At 68.9% G+C, this 18,942-nt stretch carries 18 protein-coding genes and 1 pseudogene; 12 read left to right on the top strand and 7 right to left on the bottom strand.

Going from position 1 to position 18,942, the window contains the following annotated elements; translation table 11 throughout:
• Positions 1–563: 563 nt before the first annotated feature.
• Positions 564–884 carry an HAD hydrolase-like protein gene (locus MMR14E_RS19120; RefSeq protein WP_331316431.1) on the bottom strand — a complete coding sequence of 107 codons (321 nt, stop codon included), beginning with the start codon at positions 882–884 and terminating at the stop codon, positions 564–566.
• 53 nt (positions 885–937) lie between these two features.
• Between MMR14E_RS19120 and MMR14E_RS19115 the strand changes: the two genes are divergently transcribed.
• Positions 938–2,196, top strand: a protein-coding gene (locus MMR14E_RS19115; protein ID WP_419539371.1) for an IS3 family transposase whose coding sequence is annotated in 2 segments (ribosomal slippage) — positions 938–1,285 and positions 1,288–2,196 — 1,257 coding nt in all. Because the reading frame shifts where the segments join, the coding sequence is not laid out codon by codon here.
• 958 nt (positions 2,197–3,154) lie between these two features.
• Here MMR14E_RS19115 and MMR14E_RS19110 read toward each other — a convergent pair.
• The 3 genes from MMR14E_RS19110 to MMR14E_RS19100 all read right to left on the bottom strand — a co-directional run bounded on the left by MMR14E_RS19110 (position 3,155) and on the right by MMR14E_RS19100 (position 4,806).
• Positions 3,155–3,415 (bottom strand): DUF6894 family protein, encoded by a 261-nt coding sequence (locus MMR14E_RS19110; protein WP_331316429.1) that lies wholly within the window; start codon positions 3,413–3,415, stop codon positions 3,155–3,157.
• 138 nt (positions 3,416–3,553) lie between these two features.
• A complete protein-coding gene (locus MMR14E_RS19105; RefSeq protein WP_331316427.1) occupies positions 3,554–3,808 on the bottom strand; it encodes a hypothetical protein in 255 nt (84 codons plus the stop codon).
• Between the two features lie 752 nt (positions 3,809–4,560).
• The gene (locus MMR14E_RS19100; RefSeq protein WP_331316426.1) at positions 4,561–4,806 is read right to left on the bottom strand and encodes a hypothetical protein; all 246 of its coding nucleotides are present in this window, start codon (positions 4,804–4,806) and stop codon (positions 4,561–4,563) included.
• Here MMR14E_RS19100 and MMR14E_RS19095 point away from each other — a divergent pair.
• Positions 4,790–5,272 (top strand): annotated as a pseudogene (locus MMR14E_RS19095) (transposase); the annotation flags it as partial. The gene MMR14E_RS19100 and the pseudogene MMR14E_RS19095 overlap by 17 nt on opposite strands.
• Before the next feature lie 13 nt (positions 5,273–5,285).
• On the opposite strand, the gene MMR14E_RS19090 reads toward MMR14E_RS19095, so the two are convergent.
• Positions 5,286–6,098 (bottom strand): IS5 family transposase, encoded by an 813-nt coding sequence (locus MMR14E_RS19090; protein WP_331316425.1) that lies wholly within the window; start codon positions 6,096–6,098, stop codon positions 5,286–5,288.
• Positions 6,099–6,248: 150 nt separating this feature from the next.
• Here MMR14E_RS19090 and MMR14E_RS19085 point away from each other — a divergent pair, with 150 nt between their 5' ends.
• Positions 6,249–6,500 carry a hypothetical protein gene (locus MMR14E_RS19085; RefSeq protein ID WP_331316423.1) on the top strand — a complete coding sequence of 84 codons (252 nt, stop codon included), beginning with the start codon at positions 6,249–6,251 and terminating at the stop codon, positions 6,498–6,500.
• A gap of 542 nt (positions 6,501–7,042) precedes the next feature.
• Here MMR14E_RS19085 and MMR14E_RS19080 read toward each other — a convergent pair.
• Entirely contained in the window at positions 7,043–8,344 is a 1,302-nt protein-coding gene (locus tag MMR14E_RS19080) for a hypothetical protein (RefSeq protein WP_331316421.1), read from the bottom strand.
• A gap of 187 nt (positions 8,345–8,531) precedes the next feature.
• On the opposite strand from MMR14E_RS19080, the gene MMR14E_RS19075 reads away from it, so the two are divergent.
• The 3 genes from MMR14E_RS19075 to MMR14E_RS19065 all read left to right on the top strand — a co-directional run bounded on the left by MMR14E_RS19075 (position 8,532) and on the right by MMR14E_RS19065 (position 9,911).
• Positions 8,532–8,903: a hypothetical protein gene (locus MMR14E_RS19075; protein ID WP_331316419.1), complete on the top strand. Its 372-nt coding sequence runs from the start codon at positions 8,532–8,534 to the stop codon at positions 8,901–8,903.
• 219 nt (positions 8,904–9,122) lie between these two features.
• Positions 9,123–9,545 carry a hypothetical protein gene (locus MMR14E_RS19070; RefSeq protein ID WP_331316417.1) on the top strand — a complete coding sequence of 141 codons (423 nt, stop codon included), beginning with the start codon at positions 9,123–9,125 and terminating at the stop codon, positions 9,543–9,545.
• Between the two features lie 60 nt (positions 9,546–9,605).
• Complete coding sequence (locus MMR14E_RS19065) at positions 9,606–9,911, top strand: ArsR/SmtB family transcription factor (RefSeq protein WP_331316415.1); 306 nt, start codon at positions 9,606–9,608, stop codon at positions 9,909–9,911.
• A gap of 74 nt (positions 9,912–9,985) precedes the next feature.
• Here MMR14E_RS19065 and MMR14E_RS19060 read toward each other — a convergent pair whose 3' ends face one another.
• Positions 9,986–11,428 carry a tyrosine-type recombinase/integrase gene (locus MMR14E_RS19060; RefSeq protein ID WP_331316413.1) on the bottom strand — a complete coding sequence of 481 codons (1,443 nt, stop codon included), beginning with the start codon at positions 11,426–11,428 and terminating at the stop codon, positions 9,986–9,988.
• A gap of 902 nt (positions 11,429–12,330) precedes the next feature.
• Between MMR14E_RS19060 and MMR14E_RS19055 the strand changes: the two genes are divergently transcribed.
• The 6 genes from MMR14E_RS19055 to MMR14E_RS19030 all read left to right on the top strand — a co-directional run bounded on the left by MMR14E_RS19055 (position 12,331) and on the right by MMR14E_RS19030 (position 18,895).
• On the top strand, positions 12,331–13,323 hold the full coding sequence (locus tag MMR14E_RS19055; protein ID WP_331316411.1) for a metallophosphoesterase: 993 nt from the start codon (positions 12,331–12,333) through the stop codon (positions 13,321–13,323).
• A gap of 569 nt (positions 13,324–13,892) precedes the next feature.
• Positions 13,893–14,744: a hypothetical protein gene (locus MMR14E_RS19050; RefSeq protein ID WP_331316409.1), complete on the top strand. Its 852-nt coding sequence runs from the start codon at positions 13,893–13,895 to the stop codon at positions 14,742–14,744.
• 46 nt (positions 14,745–14,790) lie between these two features.
• Entirely contained in the window at positions 14,791–15,183 is a 393-nt protein-coding gene (locus MMR14E_RS19045; protein ID WP_331316456.1) for a hypothetical protein, read from the top strand.
• A 4-nt stretch (positions 15,184–15,187) separates the two neighbouring features.
• Positions 15,188–16,252: a DUF6634 family protein gene (locus tag MMR14E_RS19040; protein WP_331316407.1), complete on the top strand. Its 1,065-nt coding sequence runs from the start codon at positions 15,188–15,190 to the stop codon at positions 16,250–16,252.
• An 84-nt stretch (positions 16,253–16,336) separates the two neighbouring features.
• Entirely contained in the window at positions 16,337–17,125 is a 789-nt protein-coding gene (locus MMR14E_RS19035; protein WP_331316405.1) for a metallophosphoesterase, read from the top strand.
• A 42-nt stretch (positions 17,126–17,167) separates the two neighbouring features.
• Positions 17,168–18,895, top strand: coding sequence for an AAA family ATPase (locus tag MMR14E_RS19030; protein ID WP_331316404.1), 1,728 nt, complete (start codon positions 17,168–17,170; stop codon positions 18,893–18,895).
• The last annotated feature ends 47 nt before the right edge of the window (positions 18,896–18,942 follow it).

The following is an 18,942-nucleotide window of genomic DNA, read 5'->3' as shown; positions in this document are numbered from 1 at the left end:
CCGCGCAAGCGTCGTCCCCGTTCTCGTTCGGCTTCCGGATCGCGTGCGCAGGCGGGATCTGGCCGTCAGCGGTGCGTCCCCGTTTCGGATCGGAACATCAAGGGTCGAGCGGCCCGATCGGGACTGGCAGTGGCGGTTTCGGACCTCGCGGAACACTGCCGGGCCGGCGCGGCCGGCTCCATCGCACGGCTGTCAGCCAACCCCCGCGATCGATCCCCGTCAACCGACCGAGCCGCGACGCCTGTCAGCACCCATGGCGTCAGGGATCGAGATACTGCGCCTGCCGCATCGTGACCGCCATGCGCCCGGCGGGTTGACCGTCGCCGGACCCGCGTCGCCGTCCGGGTTCTCACCGGCACCGGGGGACTGCCGCCCGCGGCCGACTGAGCGACAGGCGATCCGACGCCCCGGCGGAACGGCCAGACCTGCGCCGGCGGCGACCATCGTACGATCCACGAGGAAAGCGCCGCGAGCCCGGACCCGTGCCCGGCGCCGGCACGACAATTCGACTCCCGGGGAGGGATCACATGGCCGAGCGGCGGCGGGATCGGACCCGCGCCCCATCAGGCTCCGAGGATATGCGCGACCTCGACCAGGCTGTCGGCGACGACGTCCCAGTCGCCGGTGGGCTCGCGGTCCACGGTCTGATTGGGGCCGTATTCGGTCGGCCGACGCACGAAGACGGTGCGAAGGCCCACGGCCTTCGCCGCCGCCAGGTCGCCGTTGTGGGCGGCGACCATCGCGGCCTGCCCGGGGCGGAAGCCCGCGGCCTCGACCGACTTCAGGTAGGTCTGCGGGGCGGGCTTGTAGCTGTTGGCGATCTCCGCGCCGGTGATGATGTCCCAGGGAAGCCCGCCGAAGCGCGCGAGTGAAGTAGCCCCCAAAATGACCGGACAGGGGCTCACGCTTATGGAAGTGTGTGCCTATGACCGACCGTATGGTGAGCTCTAACGACCCGCCCCGCGCCGAACGCGTCGAGGTGATCACCTCCGTCCAGCGGCGTCGGCATTGGACCACGCAGGAGAAGGTGCGCCTCGTCGAGGAGACCTATCTGCCCGGTCAGTCCGTCTCGCTCGTCGCCCGCCGCCACGGGCTGAACGCCAACCAGCTGTTCACGTGGCGTCGGCTGATGGAGCGCGGCGCGTTCACGGCCGCCGGTGCCGGTGAAGAGGTGGTGCCAGCCTCCGAGCTTCGCGTTGCCCAGCAGCAGATCCGTGAGCTGCAGCGGCTCCTGGGCAAGAAGACGCTCGAGACCGAGATCCTGCGCGAGGCGATGGAGCGGGTCGCCGCCCCCAAAAAGTTGCCCTCGCGCGTGACCTCGTGGCCGGGGGGCGGCCGGTGAGCGCTGTGGCCGCAGCTTTGAGCGTGTCGCGCCCGCACCTCGCCTCGTCCAGGCAGGCCTCCCCCGCCTGGAAGCCCAGGGGCCGACGCGGCCGTCCGCCTGCACCCGACGCCGCGTTGCTCGGCGCGATCCAGGCGCTCATCGCCGATCTGCCGACCTACGGCTATCGGCGCGTCCATGCCCTTCTGCGCCGACAGGCCGAGCGGGACGGTCGGCCTGCACCGAACGCCAAGCGGGTCTACCGGGTCATGAAGGTGCACGGTCTCCTGCTGCAGCGACATGTGGGCGGAGCCGAGACGCGCCGTCACGAGGGCAAGGTGGCGGTGGCCACGCGCAACACGCGCTGGTGCTCGGACGGGCTGGAGATCGCGGCAGAGAACGGTGAGCGTGTGCGGGTCGCCTTCGCGCTCGATTGCTGCGATCGGGAAGCGATGAGCTACGTGGCGACCACGGCGGGCATCACGGGCGAGGACGTCCGCGACCTGATGGTGGCGGCCGTCGAGCATCGCTTCGGGGCGGTCAACCAGCTACCGAGCCTGATCGAGTGGCTGACTGACAACGGCAGTTGCTACGTCGCCCGCGACACTCGCCGCTTCGCCCGCGAACTCGGCTTGATACCGAAGACGACGCCGCTGGAGAGCCCGCAGAGCAACGGCATGGCCGAAGCGTTCGTGCGAACCTTGAAACGCGACTACGTGCGTGTCTCGGTGCTACCGGATGCCGAGAGCGTGCTGCGCCAGCTCCCCGTTTGGCTGGCGCACTACAACGACCTTCATCCTCATCGCGCGCTCGGCTACCGCTCGCCGCGCGAGTTCATCACCCGATCAACCCAGGAGACCCTGTCCGGTTTTTAGGGGGCAACAACAACCGGGGTACAAAAGAGACCCAGCAGAAGATCGCAGCCGGCACGACGGCGCAGGTCGATTGCCCCGGGGGATGCGGCTTCACCGTTGAGGGCTCAGGCTATGGCCGCGAGCCCAGCAACGACGACAAGCTGGTGATCAAGAAGGACGGCATGCTCGACTACGCCGAGCACGCCCCCTGATTGAAGCGCTGGACCGGTACGCTCTTACATGATGGTGCCTGGGCCAGTCGGATCACCGGGCGCGATATCAGGCCCAAGCGGGTCACCCGGCACGGGATCGGTCGGCGGTTGCGGGGTTGGCGGGTTGCCCGGTCCCGGCTCGGTCGGGGCGGTTCGCCGGGCATCGGCAGATCGGGGCCTCCAGGATCGGGCATGCCGGGGTTCGTCATGGGCTATCTCCGTATCGCGCGTATCCTCAGGGAACACGGACGGACATCGATGCGGTTCCCCAATTGGCCGTTCTTCCAAATGGAGGCCAGATGCGGGGCCGGACGCCGGAATGTCTCTTCCGATTGATCGCTGCGGCTATAGCTACGGCGCCAATGAGTGCGCAGGCTCAGGGCACCCCACAGCCGCCCCCTGTTCGAATGATGACCGGTCTGCCTCCACACACAGGCTTGTTCTTAGGCCTGCTGATCTGTGCCCTTTTGGCTGACATCGTGTGGGTTGTTCTGTGTCGGAAGGGGCCGCCGCCACCGCCTTGTGCGGGGTAGCGCCCATCCGATGAGAGCCCAGCAGGGCATCAAAGCACGGAGCCTATGTCGATCACCGCATGTAAGGAGCACTCGCCAGCCAACCGAGCGGCCGGCCTCGTGGCAAAAGCGTAGGATGAGCGCGCCACGCATCGCCCGTCTGGCGAACGGATGATCCAATCGTAGCAGCGCGGGTCTCTGTCGCTCGGGACGACGGCGACGCTATAACTTCGGCTCTGTACCTGACCCAACGCCTCAGGACTCGCGGTGGTCGTCGCGCAGCATGGCCGGTGCCTCCACCACTAGGAATGTCATCTGGAACAAGACGAGCCCGGTGTCGTCGGTGACTTCGATACGCCAGTCCTCGCCGAGAGAGACACGTTCCGCCTCGTCCTTTAGGATCTCGCCTGCTAGCCGGATCGCCGCCAGGCGAGCGGCCTGCCGGTCTGGAAGCGCCGTCCCATCGTGGTCAAGATAGCCCGACCCATCGTAGACGTTGAAGTGATAGCGCGGCATCCGCCCTCGGACAGCTTCCGGCGGGGGCGTCGAATGCCCTCACTCGTAGCTCTGCCATGCTTGGACGCCACGATTAGCTACGTATTTGCCGGCTTTTCACAGCGCTGAATATCACTTGGATCAACGATCTAACACGGCTCAGGTTCGCGAGAATGGGCCACTATCAGGTCCAATTTGATCCCGATCGCCGAGGAGACGTCGTGCCGATACAATGATCTGGATCACATCACGGTCGTCGCATTCGCGTCTCGCCAACGTTTCCAGATCACGCAGATAGATGATCACCGGTTCGCGGCCACGACGGTTTTGTCGCAGCACCGGCTGAACAGTGGCGGTGACGTGGTCGGCCAGCCTCTCCCAGAACTCTGGTCCTCGCGCAGCGCCATCTGTCATCCAGTTCGTTTCTCCCCAGGAGCGGGCCCGCCGGCCGTGAACTGAGGGGGACTTGAACACAGCCGACGGGACCTCCCGGAACGTGTCCGGTCCGTCCCCGTGCGGAACCATAGGCTTGGCGGAAACCACCTAGGTTGAATTTGGCGCTCGGTGCGACAGCAACGCGCGTTCGGCATATCGATCGCTCGCAGACCGTCACCGCATAGCTCGGCCTGTCCTACCGCCCGCGAGAAATCTCATAGGATCGCTTCGGCCGAAGTCGACCGCTGCCCCCCGGCAGCCCTTCTTCGGTTCCGCATCCACAATCTGTCTCTGTGGATCTCCCTTATCCGTGGGGCGCACCGTTTTGCACCCTATGCCGCCCAGCAGCGCCGGGGCCGCGGATCGCCCTCCCCTTCGGAGCCACTGCAGCCACTCCCGGCCGATAATGCGGACCACGTTCGGGTCGCTCTTCCGGCCCTGGTGGCGGCGCTCCTAGATGGTCAGCAGCCCGTCGCCCTCAGCCAGGCGGATCGCGGCCTGAGCCAGTCGCCGGCACACGCCTGCCCGCGCCGCGATGGCGTCGATGCACAGCCCACAGGCGCCGTGACGTGCCATCTCATCCCCGACGACGCGCAGGATCGCGAGCTGCCCGGTGGTGTACCTGCTGGCGAGCGCGGGGGGGCATCGGGCCGGAGCAGGCCAGCCGTCGGCGCCGCTCAATCGCTACGGATCGCTAGGAGCCCGCTAGAGGCGCTTTGGAGGAAAGAGCGTCACTCGGCCGAGCGGGATGCCGACGGGCGCCAGGCCTCGCGGATCGCAGCCCTGCGGGTGTGCAGCGCCTCGGCCAAGCCCTGCGCCTCTGAGTCGGTCACCGTCTCGGCGGCGTGAGCCTGCCAGATGGTGCGCGACAGCGCATTGCCTCGCCTGAAATGCTCCCGGACGTTGGGTCGTTGCCGCATCTGATTTGCTCCCCACGCGAGTTCGGCGGTGGGGGTGACGATGAGGCGGGTGAGCATGGCGACGCGCGATGAGCTGCTTGTGGCGTTGGCGGCCCGGTATCGAGGCAGCGGACGTGCGGAGAAGACCCGCATCCTGGATGAGTTCGCGTCCGTGACGGGCCACCACCGCAAGCACGCGATGCGGCTGCTTCGGGCCGGTCGTCTGAGACAGTCGCTGACCTCTCGACCGGAGCGGCGCGTCTACCACGCGGCGGTGCGCGAGGCGCTGATCGTACTCTGGGAAGCCTCCGACCGGATCTGCGGCAAGCGGCTGAAGGCGATGATCCCGACGTTGCTGCCGGCGATGGAGCGCCATGGACACCTCGACCTCGCCCCCGAGATCAGGGCCGCGCTGCTCGCGATCAGCGCGGCGACGATCGACCGGGCGCTCGCTCCGCAGCGCGAGCGTGTCGGCAGCCAAACGCGCCGTTGCAGATCACCCTCGGCACTGCGGCGTTCGATTCCCGTGCGGACGTTCTCAGAGTCCGTCCGAGAAGTCAGGCTGAGCGGGCCAGTCGCCTGACGAGGATCATGACGGCTGCCGCGTAGAGGAATGCTCTGGCCGAGGCGATAGTCGCCTCTGGGTCCTTCCAGAGGCGGCGATTGCGGCTGATCCAGACGAAGAACCGTTCGACCACCCAGCGGCGTGGATGCACGGCAAAGCCGACTTGATGGGGCGGCTTGCGCACGATCTCGACCGTGATGATCGTGGCGGTCGCCGGTCTGTTGCCGGCATAGCCTGCATCGGCGAAGGCTTTGGCGATGAACGGGAAGGTCCGCCGCGACAGGCGCAGCACCGGCACGGCTCCGTCGCGGTCCTGTACGTCGGCAGGCTGAGGATCGAGGACGAGCGCGCGCCCGTCCATGTCGACCAGCGCTTGGCGCTTGCGCCCCTTGACCCTCTTGCCGGCATCGTAGCCGCGCGGGCCGCCGCTCTCCGTCGTCTTGATGCTTTGGCTGTCGAGGATCGCGGCAGATGGTGAGGCTTCCCGTCCGACACGCTCGCGATCGGCCATGACCAGGTGGTGGTTGATCCGGCCAAACAGCCCTGTGTCGCGCCAGCGGCTGAAGTAGCCGAACGTGGTCGAGCGCGGCGGTAGATCCTTGGGTATCAACCGCCAGGAGATCCCACCCCTCAGAACGTAGAATATGGCGTTCAGGACCTCCCGTGTCGTCCAGAGCGGAGGCCGGCCACAGGGCGCTGGCCTCGGCATCAGTGGCTCGATCACCGCCCACTCGGCGTCGGTCAGGTCGGTTTCATAGCGAAGGCCCACGCGGCTATGCTGCCGCCGGGTGGTCGGGGTCCACATGGCGCTTCCAGGTCAGGCTTCAGCACCCTCCTGGAATCATCGCCATCCCGGCCACTCAACCCCGCCTCAGACCCTTACCGGACGGGCTCTGAGAATCGGAATGGGACCCGCGCCAGCATTTCCCTTCACCTGCAGCCGGAGACGCGAGCCATGAGACGGACCACGCGAGACCTCGATCCGGACTTCGTCGTCGATGCCATAGCGTCACTCCGGAACACCGGTGCCCAGATCGGCTGCACTTGCATCCTTCTGATGGCGATCATGGTCATCGGCACCATCTTCGAGCCGACGGAAGTCACGCCCTGGCACGGCAGCGCAGCCGATCCGCGACCGGCGAAAACGCATAGTTCGAAACAAGGGCATGAAGAGGCCTCCACCCACGTCACCGCGAAGCGGTGTTGAACGGCGGTGGCCGCGGCCTCCGAGTTCGTGGAAGATTCCGGCACAGCACCACCGAGCGATTCCGGGACCTTCCGGCACGGTGGATCGATCGCAGCCGAAATTCTTGCCCGCGAGCGGTAGGCGCCCCTTCAGCCGAGCCTCCAGCTCCGCCCTTCCGGCTGCTGCGTCGGATCGGAAGGGACGCAATGGACGACGGCCCGGATTGCCCGCCCCCAGCGCTCCACGCGCTCGGTCCTGATTATCCAAGGCGCAGGACGCATGATTGGCTACCATGGCGCGCACCCCCGTGATGTTCGACACGGCGCGGCGGCGCCCTCCGCCATACTCGGTAGAAGGCCCCCGCGAAGTCGAAGGGCCCGTCGGGTCCCCGTAAGCTTCGCAAGACTCCGTTGGGGGGCGCGGCGGGCCGTTACCAGTTTTCCGCAGACGGTGCCGGAGCTCAGTCCGCCCCGCATCCGGCGCCCTGACAGGCCGCCGCGCCGCGGCCCCATACCGAGCTGCCCGACCATCCAGCATCGAGGTGCCGGAGCCCCCCCGATTCATTATGGTCCGACGACCGTAATCAGGTTCTGGGCGGGGAAATTCTTCACCGAACTCTGGAGCGCGATAAGATCGGTGAGGATTTGCAACGCCCGGCTGGAGCCGTTCCGCTTGCCGCTCGGGTCGATTTCTATGCTGAACGTCTGGCCCCGATGAGTGACGGCGTACCCCGTATTGGTCGGGCCGAGATTCAACTTGAAGAGTTCGTACCCGGGGTCGTCCGGTCCCCAGCCATGGTGGGTGAGGGATTTCGGCACCCCGTCGCTCATGCCCAGCTGCATGCGCGCGATCGTGCCGAGGTACTGGAACATCCCCTGTATAGAGCGCGGGCGGAACCTGACTGTCACGTCCAGCGATCGATCCAGCTGGACGTCGCGTCGCGCACCGCAGAAATCTCCTGGCCTGGGCCGGACGACCAGATCCGAGACCGCTTGCGGTGGCCCTGCGACCGCTTCCCGGAACGCCAGGGGTATGGGCGTCAGCGGCGGGTTCTCCGGCACCAGCTGATACCGGACCGGGCCGCCCTTCAACATCTTGGAACTGGCCCGCCTCGGGTCAAAGCAAAGCCTCGACGCGCCGCCCTTCCTCGTCAGCTGGAATTGTCCGGTGCGGTCGTCCTTCCTCAGGGCCGGCGCATCCGTGGCCGTCGACTTGAGGATCGGACCGAGGAGGGCCTTGGCTTCTTCCGCGTCCAGAGGCGGACCCACCTTCGTGTCCGGCCCGGAATCCTCGGCGCTCAGCCCCCTGGAGACGAGCTGGTCCATCGCGAATATGAATCCGGCATGCTGGTCCGGATCGGAGACGTCGTTCCTGAGCAGGACCCTGTTCTTGCCGTTCTGGATCTCGACCTCGTCGATGGCGATCGCGAGGAGGACGACCGGGTCGTAACCGGTGCGCAGGAACGCGGCGAGCTGAGGAACCGTAACGGGGGCGAGCAGCCCGTTGTAGAATTCCTGGGTATTGAGGTTGTTGAGGTTGAATTGGTTCGCGCCCTGGCTGCTGAGGGTCGGGTTCAGCCCCAGGAACTGCTGGGGCAGCGGCGTGAGAAATCCCCCGCGCGTCGGCACGCTGGATGTCGCCGCCAAGGTGCCGGTGACGGAGGAAGTCCCCTGCGCCGTGGAGATGTCCGTGAACTGCAGGGGTTCGGAGTACGTCGCTCGAATGATATTCAACAGCACGGACTCGGCCTTGGCCTGGGCCGCCTGTTCGTTGAAACTGACTGCACGCGAAGAATATTGATCTATTGCTATGCACCCAGATAGCACGATTGAGCAAGCCATGGCGGCAAGAGCGTTCAGTTTCATGCTGCACACGGCAATTCGGTTGACACTCTGAATATCCCTCGAGTCTTTACGGAAAATCGGTTGACAACTTATCAACCTCGGTGAGAGTCCGAATTCCCGAAAACACGTCGCATTCTTGGGGTGCTGCATGACACGCCGGTCCAAAGGATCAGCCTCCGCGTCAGCTCGACCGTTCTCGGCGGGCCAGATGTTCCAGGAACTCGCGGATGGGCCGCCCCGGGTGCTCACGGGCTTCGTCCGAAGGTCGCCAAACGGACCTGCGGCCATTTCCTTCGCGAAGCCCGCGATCGGATCGAGATGGGTCGAGGTGCCCGAAGGGGCGGTGACCGGATACGAGCACCTCGGGGAAGCCATCCGCGATAATGAGTTGCTTCCGATCGTCAGCCTTTATCTGCGAGCCCCGGCGAACGAGCTTGAGAGCACCTTTCTCCACGCCGATGCGGGCTCTCCCGCACCAATCTCCATGCAGGACGCGCCGCAGCTGGTTCCCGATGGAACCTATTCCAACAGCAAAGGGCCTTGCATACCGCTGGGGAACGGGAAGTGGTGGTGCCCTTGATGGGGCGGGTTGACGGGTTCCGCCTGAATCATCGCGGGCGGCTGTTCGGCCCGGCGACGCGCGAGGGTCGGCGGAGCTGCCGTGGCCGCGCACGCCGCCTGGTGCCCGATCGAACTTCCGTGAGTGATCTCGGCCCTGCATCGGCCTTGGCGAGAGCCAGCCTGAAGAGTCCGATTCGCGGCCGTCCATGGTACATGGACAACGTGACGACCCTGTCGGATGCTGCGGTGCCTGCGCCGGGGAAGCGCGGGCCGCGGGAAGAAGCTGGCTGCAATGGGATATGGTGCGACGACGATTGGCTTCGGACTTGACGGACAGCCTGCTTCAGCGACCGTAAGTTTCGAGCATGAGCGGATCTACATAACTTTTTACGACGAAGAAGTTGCACGAAATTGCCTGGCCAATTGCCAATCGGCCCTGCCATATCGGTTCAACATCGCCCTTTCCGAGATAGAGGGGAATTGGCTGGGCGGCTCTCGTGCGGTCCAGGCATCGGCAAAGCCGGGCAAACCCCTTGAGATCGCGGTGGTCTTCGAGAACGAGCGCCGCCTCTTGGTTGGCAGCACGACCTTGGATGCCGAGGCCTTGGACGAATGGATCCATGGGGCGTTCGGCGTTCGACCCCATAGAAATCCAGGCTGAGACCCCGCCAACCGCCGGCGCGGCTTGACACGGCGCGCGCCCCCGGACGAACCCGTAACCATGGACGCCTCGACAGCCGCCAGCCTCCTCGAGGCGATGGGGAACCCGGTCCGCCTGCGGGCCCTGATCGAGCTCAGGCGAGCCGGGGATGCGGGACTGTCCGTGGGCGCGCTCCAGGAACGGCTGGGAATCGACGCGAAGTCGACGCTGTCCAACCACCTGCGCCAGCTCGTGCACGCCGGACTGGTCACTCAGGAGAGACGCTCCACGGTCCTCCTGTGCCGCGCCCCGGCCGGCCCGCTGGCGGGGCTCGTCGACTTCCTGACCCGGGCCGCCCTCACCCCCGGGGACATGCCTACCGCGTAGGGGCAACCCCGGAAGGCCAGGGATCGGGATTCGGGCGATCCCGTCCAGGCGGGGGCGCCCGCCTCGCCGGACGCCTACCGGTCCTCCGGCGCCCGCAGGCCCATCTCCTCCTCGATCGGGCTGCCGTCGAGGGGCGGCAGCCCGATCCGCGCGATGGCCTTCCGGGCGGCGCGCATGGCCGGTCCCTCGCTGTAGACGTCCAGGGTGATCGAGCCGCGCGTGTGACCGACGATCGACGCGATCATGGGTCCGGGGACGCCCGCGCGCTCCATGCGGGTGATGAACCACCGCCGGAACGAGTGGAAATTCACGAGGGAACGGCGCTTGCCCGGCACCTGGTCGTCGACGCCCACGCTCCGGCGATAGAGGGTGAAGTGGTTCGAGGTCTTGAAGCTGCGCTCCCGCATCGAACCCGCCTTCCGCACCGGGGGCCATTCCGGGAACAGGTCGTCCTGGGCAGCCTTGCCCATCCTCCGCCGGGCGACGACCAAGCGAAGCTCGGGATGGATTGGCACGTAGCGGTCGCCCGGCTCGCTCTTCTGCGCCTTGAACCTGAAGCAATTCCTGTCCGTATCCTGCACCTTGAGGTCCACGATCGCGTCGAGGCGTGCGCCCGAGAGGGCGCCGATCATCATCAGGTCCTGCATGTGGGGCGAGGCCGGCCCGAGCAGCAGGTCGGCGAGCTCGCGGTCGGTGAACGCGCGCTCCTTCTTCCCGGGCTTCCTCTTCGGCCGGCGGATGACGATGCCGGCGAACGCGTTCTTCCCCGCCGCCGCGGGGAGTCGCGGCGCCATCCATTGCCAGTAGGCGGCCAGCCGCCCGACGTACTTCTTGCACGTCACGTGGTCGAGGCCCGAGTTCGCCACGAGGTGGTCGACGAACGCGTGCGCGACGCTGACGTCGACCGCCTCCAGCATGGGTGGAATCCCCTCGCGCTCGCACCAAGCCTTCAGCATCCGCAGGGCGCGCGCGTCATCCGCCAGCGTGCGGCCCTTGACGTCGAGCCCACCCAGGTACTCCTCGTGCTTGAGGTCGAAGGGCGTGACGCGGCCGTGGGCCACGGCGGAGAAGAGCATCGCCTTCGCGGCCTGCTCCGGAAGGGCCTGCTCGACGTGCGTCGGACCCTCCTCGGGATCCTCGGCCGGGATCCAGCGCGCATCCTTCCACCGGATCTCCGCGTGCCGCTCGTACACGGCCCTGTCGAACTCGTCGCGGTCCTCGGGAGTGCCATCCCGCTTCAGGTCGCGCGCGACCCTGGACAGCTCGACGGCGAGATTGAGATCGTCCTCCGACGGCCGGCCGACGCTCTCGAGCGCGGCCGCGATCCGACGCTTGAACCGCTCCACGTACGGCCTCTTGCGCGCGTTCGCCTGCCGCAGGCTGTCCGTGTCCAGGTTGTGGACGAGCTTGGTCGCGCCGACAGCCCTGCGGACCGCGGCCGGCACGAAGACCACGACGCGCCAGCCGGCGCCGTGGAACTCCAGGTACGCCTTCCGAGGGTCGGCCGGGCGCGGCATGTCATCTCCCGTGTGTTGCGGTGGGGCGGATCGGCAGCTGCGGGCCCATCGAAGCACGGAGCCCGCAAGGATCCGGTTCGACGGGCGGGTGCGGGCGATGCTAGCCGCCGTGCCGCGACGGTCCGCGTGACGTCGGCTCGTCTCCCCTCGCTTTTTTATTCGATAATTTCGATACTTTGAAATTATAGGGAACCTGGGTGTCCGTGTCGACTCCGGGCGGCCGCCTGCCGGTGTCGCCCTGCGCGGGGCGCATCGCCCTTGCACAGCCGGGAATGGCCACCCGCAGGGCACCCAGGGTGAACAGCCACGAGGAATCCCGGCGGTCTTCGACGGACTGACCACGCGTCCGCGAGTGTCGCGGAAGACGAGCCCGGGCGGCGGCGAGGAGGCACGACGCGACTGACTCTCGCGACCGACGGTGAACGGTCCCTGCCTGCAGAGCGGCGGACATATCCCGTTTGTTCGGGGCCCGCACGGTCGGTTGCGGCAACACGACATCGGGACCGTCCGGGGACCAAACCTTGGCGTTCTTCCCCGGGGCGTGCTCCGCAAGCCGATCCGCCGGTCTCGGGGCCGCGGACAAGCTATCAAGAGCGATGTCCCCGCAATCAACGCCCGCCGGATCGCCGCCGCTCTCGACCCCAGCCCCGCAATCCCCTATAATTCCATTATATTCGAATTAAGGTCAGATCCGGCGCCGAGTTCGCGCCGCATCCCTTCGGCGTGGCCGCTGGTCCGCCGCTGATCCCGACCCCGCCGGTTGGTCGACCATCCCTCGCCGATCCCATTCCGTCCCCGGGGCCATCCCGTCGCCCTGCCGCGGTGCGCGCGAAGGAGCCCGGCTCACCGGCCGGCGCCGCGGGCCGACGCCGCGATCCCGCCATCTAGAAGCCGGAGGTCCCATGAACGCGCCTGTGCGGGTCCGGCAGACACCCGCCCCACTTCCCGAACCGCGCCGATACGTCGGAGCGGAGCCGACGCCGGCACGCGTCGAGCCGAGCCGCTCCCGTCCGGGTGTGGCCGCGCGGGCGAGCCGCCGCGCCTTCTGGATCCTCTCGGACCTCCGCCTGGACGAGGATCCTGGGTACGCCCTGCCGGACCCGCCGGATTGCGACGCGGTGCTGGTCGCCGGGAACGTCGGGGCCGGCCTGTGCGAGTCGCTCGACCGGTTGGCTGCCGCACTCGGCGGGCGGCAGGCAGGCCGCCCCGTGTTCGTCGTGCCCGGGAACGTCGAGTACCGCTCGGCGACGCCGCTGGTCGAGGCGCTCGCCCGCGGGCGGGAACTCGCCGATCGGCTGGGCTTCCACCTCCTCTCCGACGCCGCCGCCCGCTTCGGCCCCCCGGACGGTGACGGTACCGTCGTCATCGGCGCCACCTTCTGGACGGACTGGCGCCTGGGCGCGTCGCCGGAACGGCCCAGCGCGCGGGTCATGGCCCGCACGGCCGGCGAGGACGGGAAGACGATCCGGCTGAGGCGGGGGCGCGCGCTGACGCCGCTCGACTCCCTCGCGATGCACGCGCGCTCGCGCGCCTACATCGAGGACGCCCTGACCAGCGCGATGATCCAGTCGCTGGGTCTCGCGGCCGGCACGAACGCGTGCCTGGACTGCGTGCGCAAGGGCGACGTCGCGGTGGTCCTCACCTGCCACTCACCGAGCCCCCGCTCCCTGCCCGACGATTGGGAAGGCTGGCACGAGGACGGATGGGTGGCCGCGTCCCGTGCCTCGGAGGCCGAGGCCGCGATGGAGGCTTGGGGCGCCCCGAGGCTCTGGGTCCACGGCAACGTACCTCGCGCCGTCGACTGCCGGATCGGCCGGACGCGCGTCGTGGCGAACCCTCGGGTGGGTGAGCGCGGCTATGCCGGGTTCGACCCGGCCCTCGTGATCGAGGCCTGAACGGCCGGAACGGTCCAGCCGCGGGCGCGCCGGAACGATGGCGTCGTCCCACTCCGCCGCATCGCCGCGCCGCGCGGTCCCAGGTCGCGGATACTGCGGAAAGCGTGCGCCTGTGGATAGCGAGGATGGTCGACTCTTCCGGCCCGACACGGGCATCGCTCGGCTTCGGTGGCCGATTGCAGTGATCCTTGCGGCCAAGCCTTCGGTTTCAAATGGTAGAGGCAAGCGACCGCCGCCTTTCCGGTTCGGCCGCATGGATATTCCGGATCCGGATCGTCCTGCTGCTGGCATAATTTGAACATCAATCGGCATACTATTCAATAATGTGATTTCTGACTTCGGATCTCTGTTCCTCGCCGACAAATATGATATCGATTTTTCTTATATTTGACTTGGCACTGCGCATCCTGATGTTCGCTGGCCCACTACCATCGGCCAGCTCCACATGCCCCCCGTCAAGGTTTCGGTAACCATCGCGGCACCGCCCAGACTGTTGAACGATGACTGAAGGGCCAAGATCGACTATAGTTCGATTATTCCGGAACTATGGAAGCAAAGGAACCACCGACATGACCAAGATCGCCTTCTTCTCCGACGACGAGGCCGGAACGCTCTGCGCGCGGCTGACCTGTCTCGGCCTGTCCCAGCTCGGCGGGACGACGGTCCTCGCCCTGCAGGAACCCGCGCCGGTGGCCGGGCGCGCGACGCCGCCCGACGGCGTGTCGGTGGTCACCCTCTCGGACCGCGCCAACGGGTACGACGTCGAGCGCCTGCTGCGGGACACGGACGGGCGCGGGGCCGACGTCGTGGCGGCGCTGCCGCTCGCCCACGCGCGTGACAGGGTGGTTCGCCACCAGTTCGACGCCGCCATCGCCGTGGGACGCGAACCTGTCCCCGCCGCGCGCGCCCTCCGTGCGGCGCAGTACGTGGCAGTCGATCCCGGCGAGGCGCGCGACCGGGCTTACGATCCGATCCCGGTCTGGTTCCTCGCCGGGGCCGATCAGTCGATCCTTGCGACGAAGGCGAGGCTCTCCCCGGCGCGCGGGCCGCGTCTGCCCTTCGCGGCGCGGGCGCTGCCGATGGCGCTCCCCCGCATGTCGCCGCGCGCGCTGGGCGACATGCACGAGTGGCGGGCGGACGACGCCGTTCTCGGCACGGCGACGTTGCTCGCCGCGCTGGCCATCGCGGTCGCCTCGGACCCGATGGCCGCGGCCATCGATGCCGCCGGCATCGCCACCTTGATGGCAGCCCGGCAGCTGCCGGCGGAGCGCCGGCTGGCCGGCCGTCTCGTCGGCCTCGCCGAGGCCTACGGGCGGCTGGCGGACGACGCCGGTCCGGGAAGCCCGGGCAGGCAGACGTCTCGGTCCCGGGACCCGGCGAAGAACTTCCGGCCCGGCAAAGGCACAGCCTCTCGGAAATGATGGTCCGATCCCGTCGCATCCGTCATCGGCGGCCGCGTCCATCGGCGTGGACCGGCCGGCTGGCCGGCGGCTCGCGCACTTCTCCGCCTCCACGGGGATCGACTTCGCCCGCTACGGCCTCGACGAGCCGATCCCCTACGCGCCGGGCAACGCCATCCAGTCGGCCACCGTGGCCGTAGCAGGCGGGACCGGGCTGCGAGCCGGCGCCGCGCGAGCCGCCGGCCAGCCGGCCGGTCCACGCCGATGGACGCGGCCGCCGATGACGGATGCGACGGGATCGGACCATCATTTCCGAGAGGCTGTGCCTTTGCCGGGCCGGAAGTTCTTCGCCGAATATCGGCCCCCTTGCGCTGTTAACTATCACCGCGAATTGCTGAACACGTACGAAATAGTACGGAAGAATATGGAATTTCTCATTTGTCGAATTGATCTGTATTGACTTAATGATCGAGCATCACTATCATTTTGTCTCCCAGCATTCTCAGCCATGCGTCGCGGTTCCGCCGCCGATGCATCGTGCGTCGGGAGTTCCAGACATGGTCATCGGTTTCGCCGGCGCCTCCGGGCGCACGGACGCGTCGCATGCGGCGCTCCTGGCAGCGCGCACGATCGCGATGGTCGAAGGGCGGGCCAGCCTGCTCCTCGACGATCCTGCCGCCGCGCCAGCCTCGGACGCCACGCTGGCCGTGGTGCCTGTCCGCAGGACGGGTCCGGGCCTCGAGCCGGCCTTGCGCTCGGCCGTCGAGGCCAGCCGCAACGAGGGCATATCCTTGGTCCTCGACCTCGCGCCGGGCTCGCTCGGACGGGCCGAGGTCCGGGCCCTCCTCGACGTGCCGGTCGCCGTCGTCGGCCCGCACGAGGCGGACGAGCGTCGAGTCGCAGGCATGGGCCGGGACCGCCGCGCCGATCCGGCGCCTTGGTATCTCGGCTGCCGACGTGCCGGCGGAGCCCCCGCGGCCGCCCGCTTCGCCTCCGCCATGGCCGAGCTCGTCCCGGGTGCACGCGTGCTTCCGTTCGCCCTTCCGCCCCTGGGGCGGGGCGAGGCCACGGCACTCGAAGGGTCTGCCCTTCGGGGCCGGACGCTTCGCTCCGGGCTCCTGCTCCTCGCGGCGCTCCGTGTGGCCATGGCCGCGTCGGCGCCGACACGCTTCGTGCCGTTGGAGGCCGCCGCACTCGACGAGCAGGAACGGATCGCGGTCGCCGCCGACGGCCGGTCCCTCCCCGACCGGCTTCGCGATCTCGCCGACGACATCGAGGCCGTGGAGGCGGGGTTCGGGCCGACCCTGGCGGACCTCGCCGGCGCCCCGGTGCTCGACGGCTGGTCGTACGACGCCGTCACCGCGCCGATCCTCAAGGGACGGGTGAGCGGGCACCCCTGCATCGCGGAGGGCCACCGGGCGCGCACGAGCGAGGTGTTCCTGACCGATCGGGCGACGTGGGCGCGGACGCTGTCGCGTTGGTACGTGCTGAGGACGCCCGAAGGGGCGCCCACGGATGGCCTGCATTAGCCGCCTCAGCGAATACCTTCCGGAATCCCGCCCTTTCCCGCCCTGATCGACGCCGGCGCGCCGCCGGCGGCAGGAGACGTGCGCATGCGCCTTTGGATTCTTTCGGACCTCCATCGCGACGTCGGCCCGCCGTGGGATCCACCGGAGATTCCCGCCGCCGACGTCGCCGTGGTCGCGGGGGATGTCTGCAAGGGCATCGAGGCATCGCTCGCGTGGCTCGCTCGAACGATCCGCCCGCACATGCGGGTGGTGTTCGTCGGCGGCAACCACGAGTTCTATCGCGGATGCCTGCCCGACGACCTGGCGCGCGGACGGGCCGCCGCCGCCCGGCTCGGCGTCGATTTCCTGGAGGACGAGGTCGCCTGGATCGGCGACGTCGCCTTCGCCGGTTGCACCCTCTGGACCGATTACGCGCTCGACGGCGAGGACGGGGTCGGGGCGGCGATGGACGATGCCCGGCGCATGATGAGCGACCATCGCCTGATCGACCGGACGCGCCGTCCGGGGCCCCTGCCCTTCCGCCCCGAGGACGCGGCCGCGATCCATCGCGCGAGTCGCGCCCGGCTCGAGGCACTCGGCGGCCGACGAGCCTGGACGGGCGCCCGGGCGCGGATCGTCGTCACCCACCACGCCCCGACGGCCTCCTCGCTCGACCCGGCCTTCGCCGGCAAGCCGCTCAACCCGGCCTTCGCCTCGCGCCTCGACGGGCTCGTCGCGTCGCTCGCGGCCGAGCTGTGGGTGCACGGGCACGTCCACGCAAGCCGGGACCATCGCGCGGGGCCGACCCGGATCGTCTGCAATCCGAAGGGTTACGGGAGCGAGAACCCGTCCTTCGAGCCCGGCCTCGTCATCGACCTCGACCCGACGGCCTGAGCGGCGCCACGCCGCGATCACCACCGCCTCACGGAGAATGCCATGGAGGAAGTGCCCCCCGCGGTCGCGCGCGCCATCGTCGTGCGTCACCTCCCGCGCGCCTTGCGCGCCGGGCTCGATCCGGACGCGGCGCGCGGCCCCTTGCCGGCGCAGCTCGCGGCCGACGCCGACGCGACGTCGGAAGGATTGGGCGCCGTCGTCGCGGCGTGGATCCGCGGCCATGTCGGGGAATGCGTCGGCCTGGCGCGGTGGACCGACGACGTGGCGCCTCTCCCACGGTTGCCGCCCGGCGACCCGGCCGAAGGCCTTGCCGCGCTCGACCGGGCGGCCGCGAGCGAGGACGACCCCGTCCTCAGGGAGGTCGCCGAAAGCCTGGTGCTGATCGGCGCGCATGATCGGCTGGCGCCCTTGGCCGGGCGCGCTGCGGCCGCGGCGTGGTCGTACCTGGACCGGATGGCGGAGACCGGTGCGGTCCTCCATCAACTCGCGCTCGCCACGGCGGCGGTACAGGCCGCCGAGGAAGGCGATACGCCCTGGCCAGAGCTCGACGCGCTCGGCGAGGCCGTGCCGCCACCGGAGGTCCTCGCGTCCGCCGAGGCCGCGTGGCAGGCGGCGGTCGACGCCGCCTGGGCGGCGCTGCGCCACGAGGCGCGGCTGCTCGCCATCGGGCTCTCGGCCATCGCCGGAGGACGGCCATGCGAGGCTTGGGTCCACGGCAGCCTCGCGCAGGTCGCGCTCGGTGTCGGCCGCGCCGTCTCGGAGCCGCTGACCCTCGCCGCCGCACGGGAGGCACGTGCGCGCGTCGAGCTTCAGGCCCGTACCGAGGTCGAGGTTCTCCGGGAGAGGTTGCGTGCGCGCGAGAGCGTCCCGGACGAGGCGGTCGACCCGGTCTCCGTCCCGCCTGGCCATGTCATCGTTTGCGCCCGCATCGCCGCGACAGGCACCGCCAAGGGGAAGGAGATCGCGCGCGGCTACGAGCACGCGATCGGCAAGGCCCTGCCGCTGGTCCCCACGCCCGACCTCTCCGCGGCGCGGCTCGCCCTGGCGGAGGAATTCCCGTACGCCGTCCGGGCGGTCGACGCCGTCCTCGGGGCGTTCGCCGGCCGTCCCCACGTGCACGCGTCGCCGCTGCTCGTGGTCGGGCCGCCCGGGTCCGGGAAGTCGCGCTTCGTGCGGCGGCTGGGGGAGACCCTTGGGGTCGGTTTGCTCCGCGTCGACGGCGCGAACGACGCGGGCGCCAGCTTCGGGGGCACGGAGCGGCGCTGGTACTCGTCGGAGCCGTGCAGGCCGTTCATGGCCGTGGCCCGCCACGCCCAGGCCAACCCGCTCGTGCTCGTGGACGAGATCGACAAGGCCGCGACGCGATCCGAATACGGACGCCTGTGGGATGCGATGCTCCAGCTGCTGGACCCGGAGAACGCCTCCCGCTTCCCCGACCCCAGCCTCCAGGCCGAGCTGGACCTGTCGTGGGTGACGGTCGTCTGCACGGCGAACGCCCACGCCGGCCTGCCGGGCCCCCTGCTGGACCGGATGCGCCTGATCCGGTTTCCCGAGCCGGGGGCGGAGCACCTCGACGCGCTCCTTCCGGGTGTCCTGGCCGCCGTCGCGCGGGATGCGGGGCTGGATCCGCGGTTCCATGCGCCCCTCGACGGAGTCGAACGGGCCGCCCTTCGCTCGCGGTGGCGCGGGGGATCCGTGCGGCGGCTTCGGTGCGCGGTGGAGGCGATCCTGCGCGTGCGCGACCGGGCGCTCGCCCTCGACACGCATTGAGCTCTGCGCCGCGCCGGCGCGAGCGGAGGCACGCTCGGATGACGGGA

It is taken from the genome of Methylobacterium mesophilicum (assembly GCF_036441335.1).
GTDB classification, from domain to species: domain Bacteria; phylum Pseudomonadota; class Alphaproteobacteria; order Rhizobiales; family Beijerinckiaceae; genus Methylobacterium; species Methylobacterium mesophilicum_B.
The sequence above is the reverse complement of the archived record's forward strand: the minus strand, read 5'-3'. Positions and strand labels throughout refer to the sequence as shown.

Excerpts from the sequence above, each read along its gene's own strand:
- MMR14E_RS19085 (WP_331316423.1), top strand. The coding sequence starts at position 6,249 with ATGAGACGGACCACGCGAGACCTCGATCCGGACTTCGTCGTCGATGCC.
- MMR14E_RS19040 (WP_331316407.1), top strand. The coding sequence starts at position 15,188 with ATGATCGAGCATCACTATCATTTTGTCTCCCAGCATTCTCAGCCATGC.
- MMR14E_RS19055 (WP_331316411.1), top strand. The coding sequence starts at position 12,331 with ATGAACGCGCCTGTGCGGGTCCGGCAGACACCCGCCCCACTTCCCGAA.
- MMR14E_RS19100 (WP_331316426.1), bottom strand. The coding sequence starts at position 4,806 with ATGCTCACCCGCCTCATCGTCACCCCCACCGCCGAACTCGCGTGGGGA.
- MMR14E_RS19035 (WP_331316405.1), top strand. The coding sequence starts at position 16,337 with ATGCGCCTTTGGATTCTTTCGGACCTCCATCGCGACGTCGGCCCGCCG.
- MMR14E_RS19075 (WP_331316419.1), top strand. The coding sequence starts at position 8,532 with ATGTTCCAGGAACTCGCGGATGGGCCGCCCCGGGTGCTCACGGGCTTC.
- MMR14E_RS19070 (WP_331316417.1), top strand. The coding sequence starts at position 9,123 with ATGCTGCGGTGCCTGCGCCGGGGAAGCGCGGGCCGCGGGAAGAAGCTG.
- MMR14E_RS19060 (WP_331316413.1), bottom strand. The coding sequence starts at position 11,428 with ATGCCGCGCCCGGCCGACCCTCGGAAGGCGTACCTGGAGTTCCACGGC.
- MMR14E_RS19110 (WP_331316429.1), bottom strand. The coding sequence starts at position 3,415 with ATGCCGCGCTATCACTTCAACGTCTACGATGGGTCGGGCTATCTTGAC.
- MMR14E_RS19030 (WP_331316404.1), top strand. The coding sequence starts at position 17,168 with ATGGAGGAAGTGCCCCCCGCGGTCGCGCGCGCCATCGTCGTGCGTCAC.
- MMR14E_RS19090 (WP_331316425.1), bottom strand. The coding sequence starts at position 6,098 with ATGTGGACCCCGACCACCCGGCGGCAGCATAGCCGCGTGGGCCTTCGC.
- MMR14E_RS19050 (WP_331316409.1), top strand. The coding sequence starts at position 13,893 with ATGACCAAGATCGCCTTCTTCTCCGACGACGAGGCCGGAACGCTCTGC.
- MMR14E_RS19105 (WP_331316427.1), bottom strand. The coding sequence starts at position 3,808 with ATGACAGATGGCGCTGCGCGAGGACCAGAGTTCTGGGAGAGGCTGGCC.
- MMR14E_RS19065 (WP_331316415.1), top strand. The coding sequence starts at position 9,606 with ATGGACGCCTCGACAGCCGCCAGCCTCCTCGAGGCGATGGGGAACCCG.
- MMR14E_RS19080 (WP_331316421.1), bottom strand. The coding sequence starts at position 8,344 with ATGAAACTGAACGCTCTTGCCGCCATGGCTTGCTCAATCGTGCTATCT.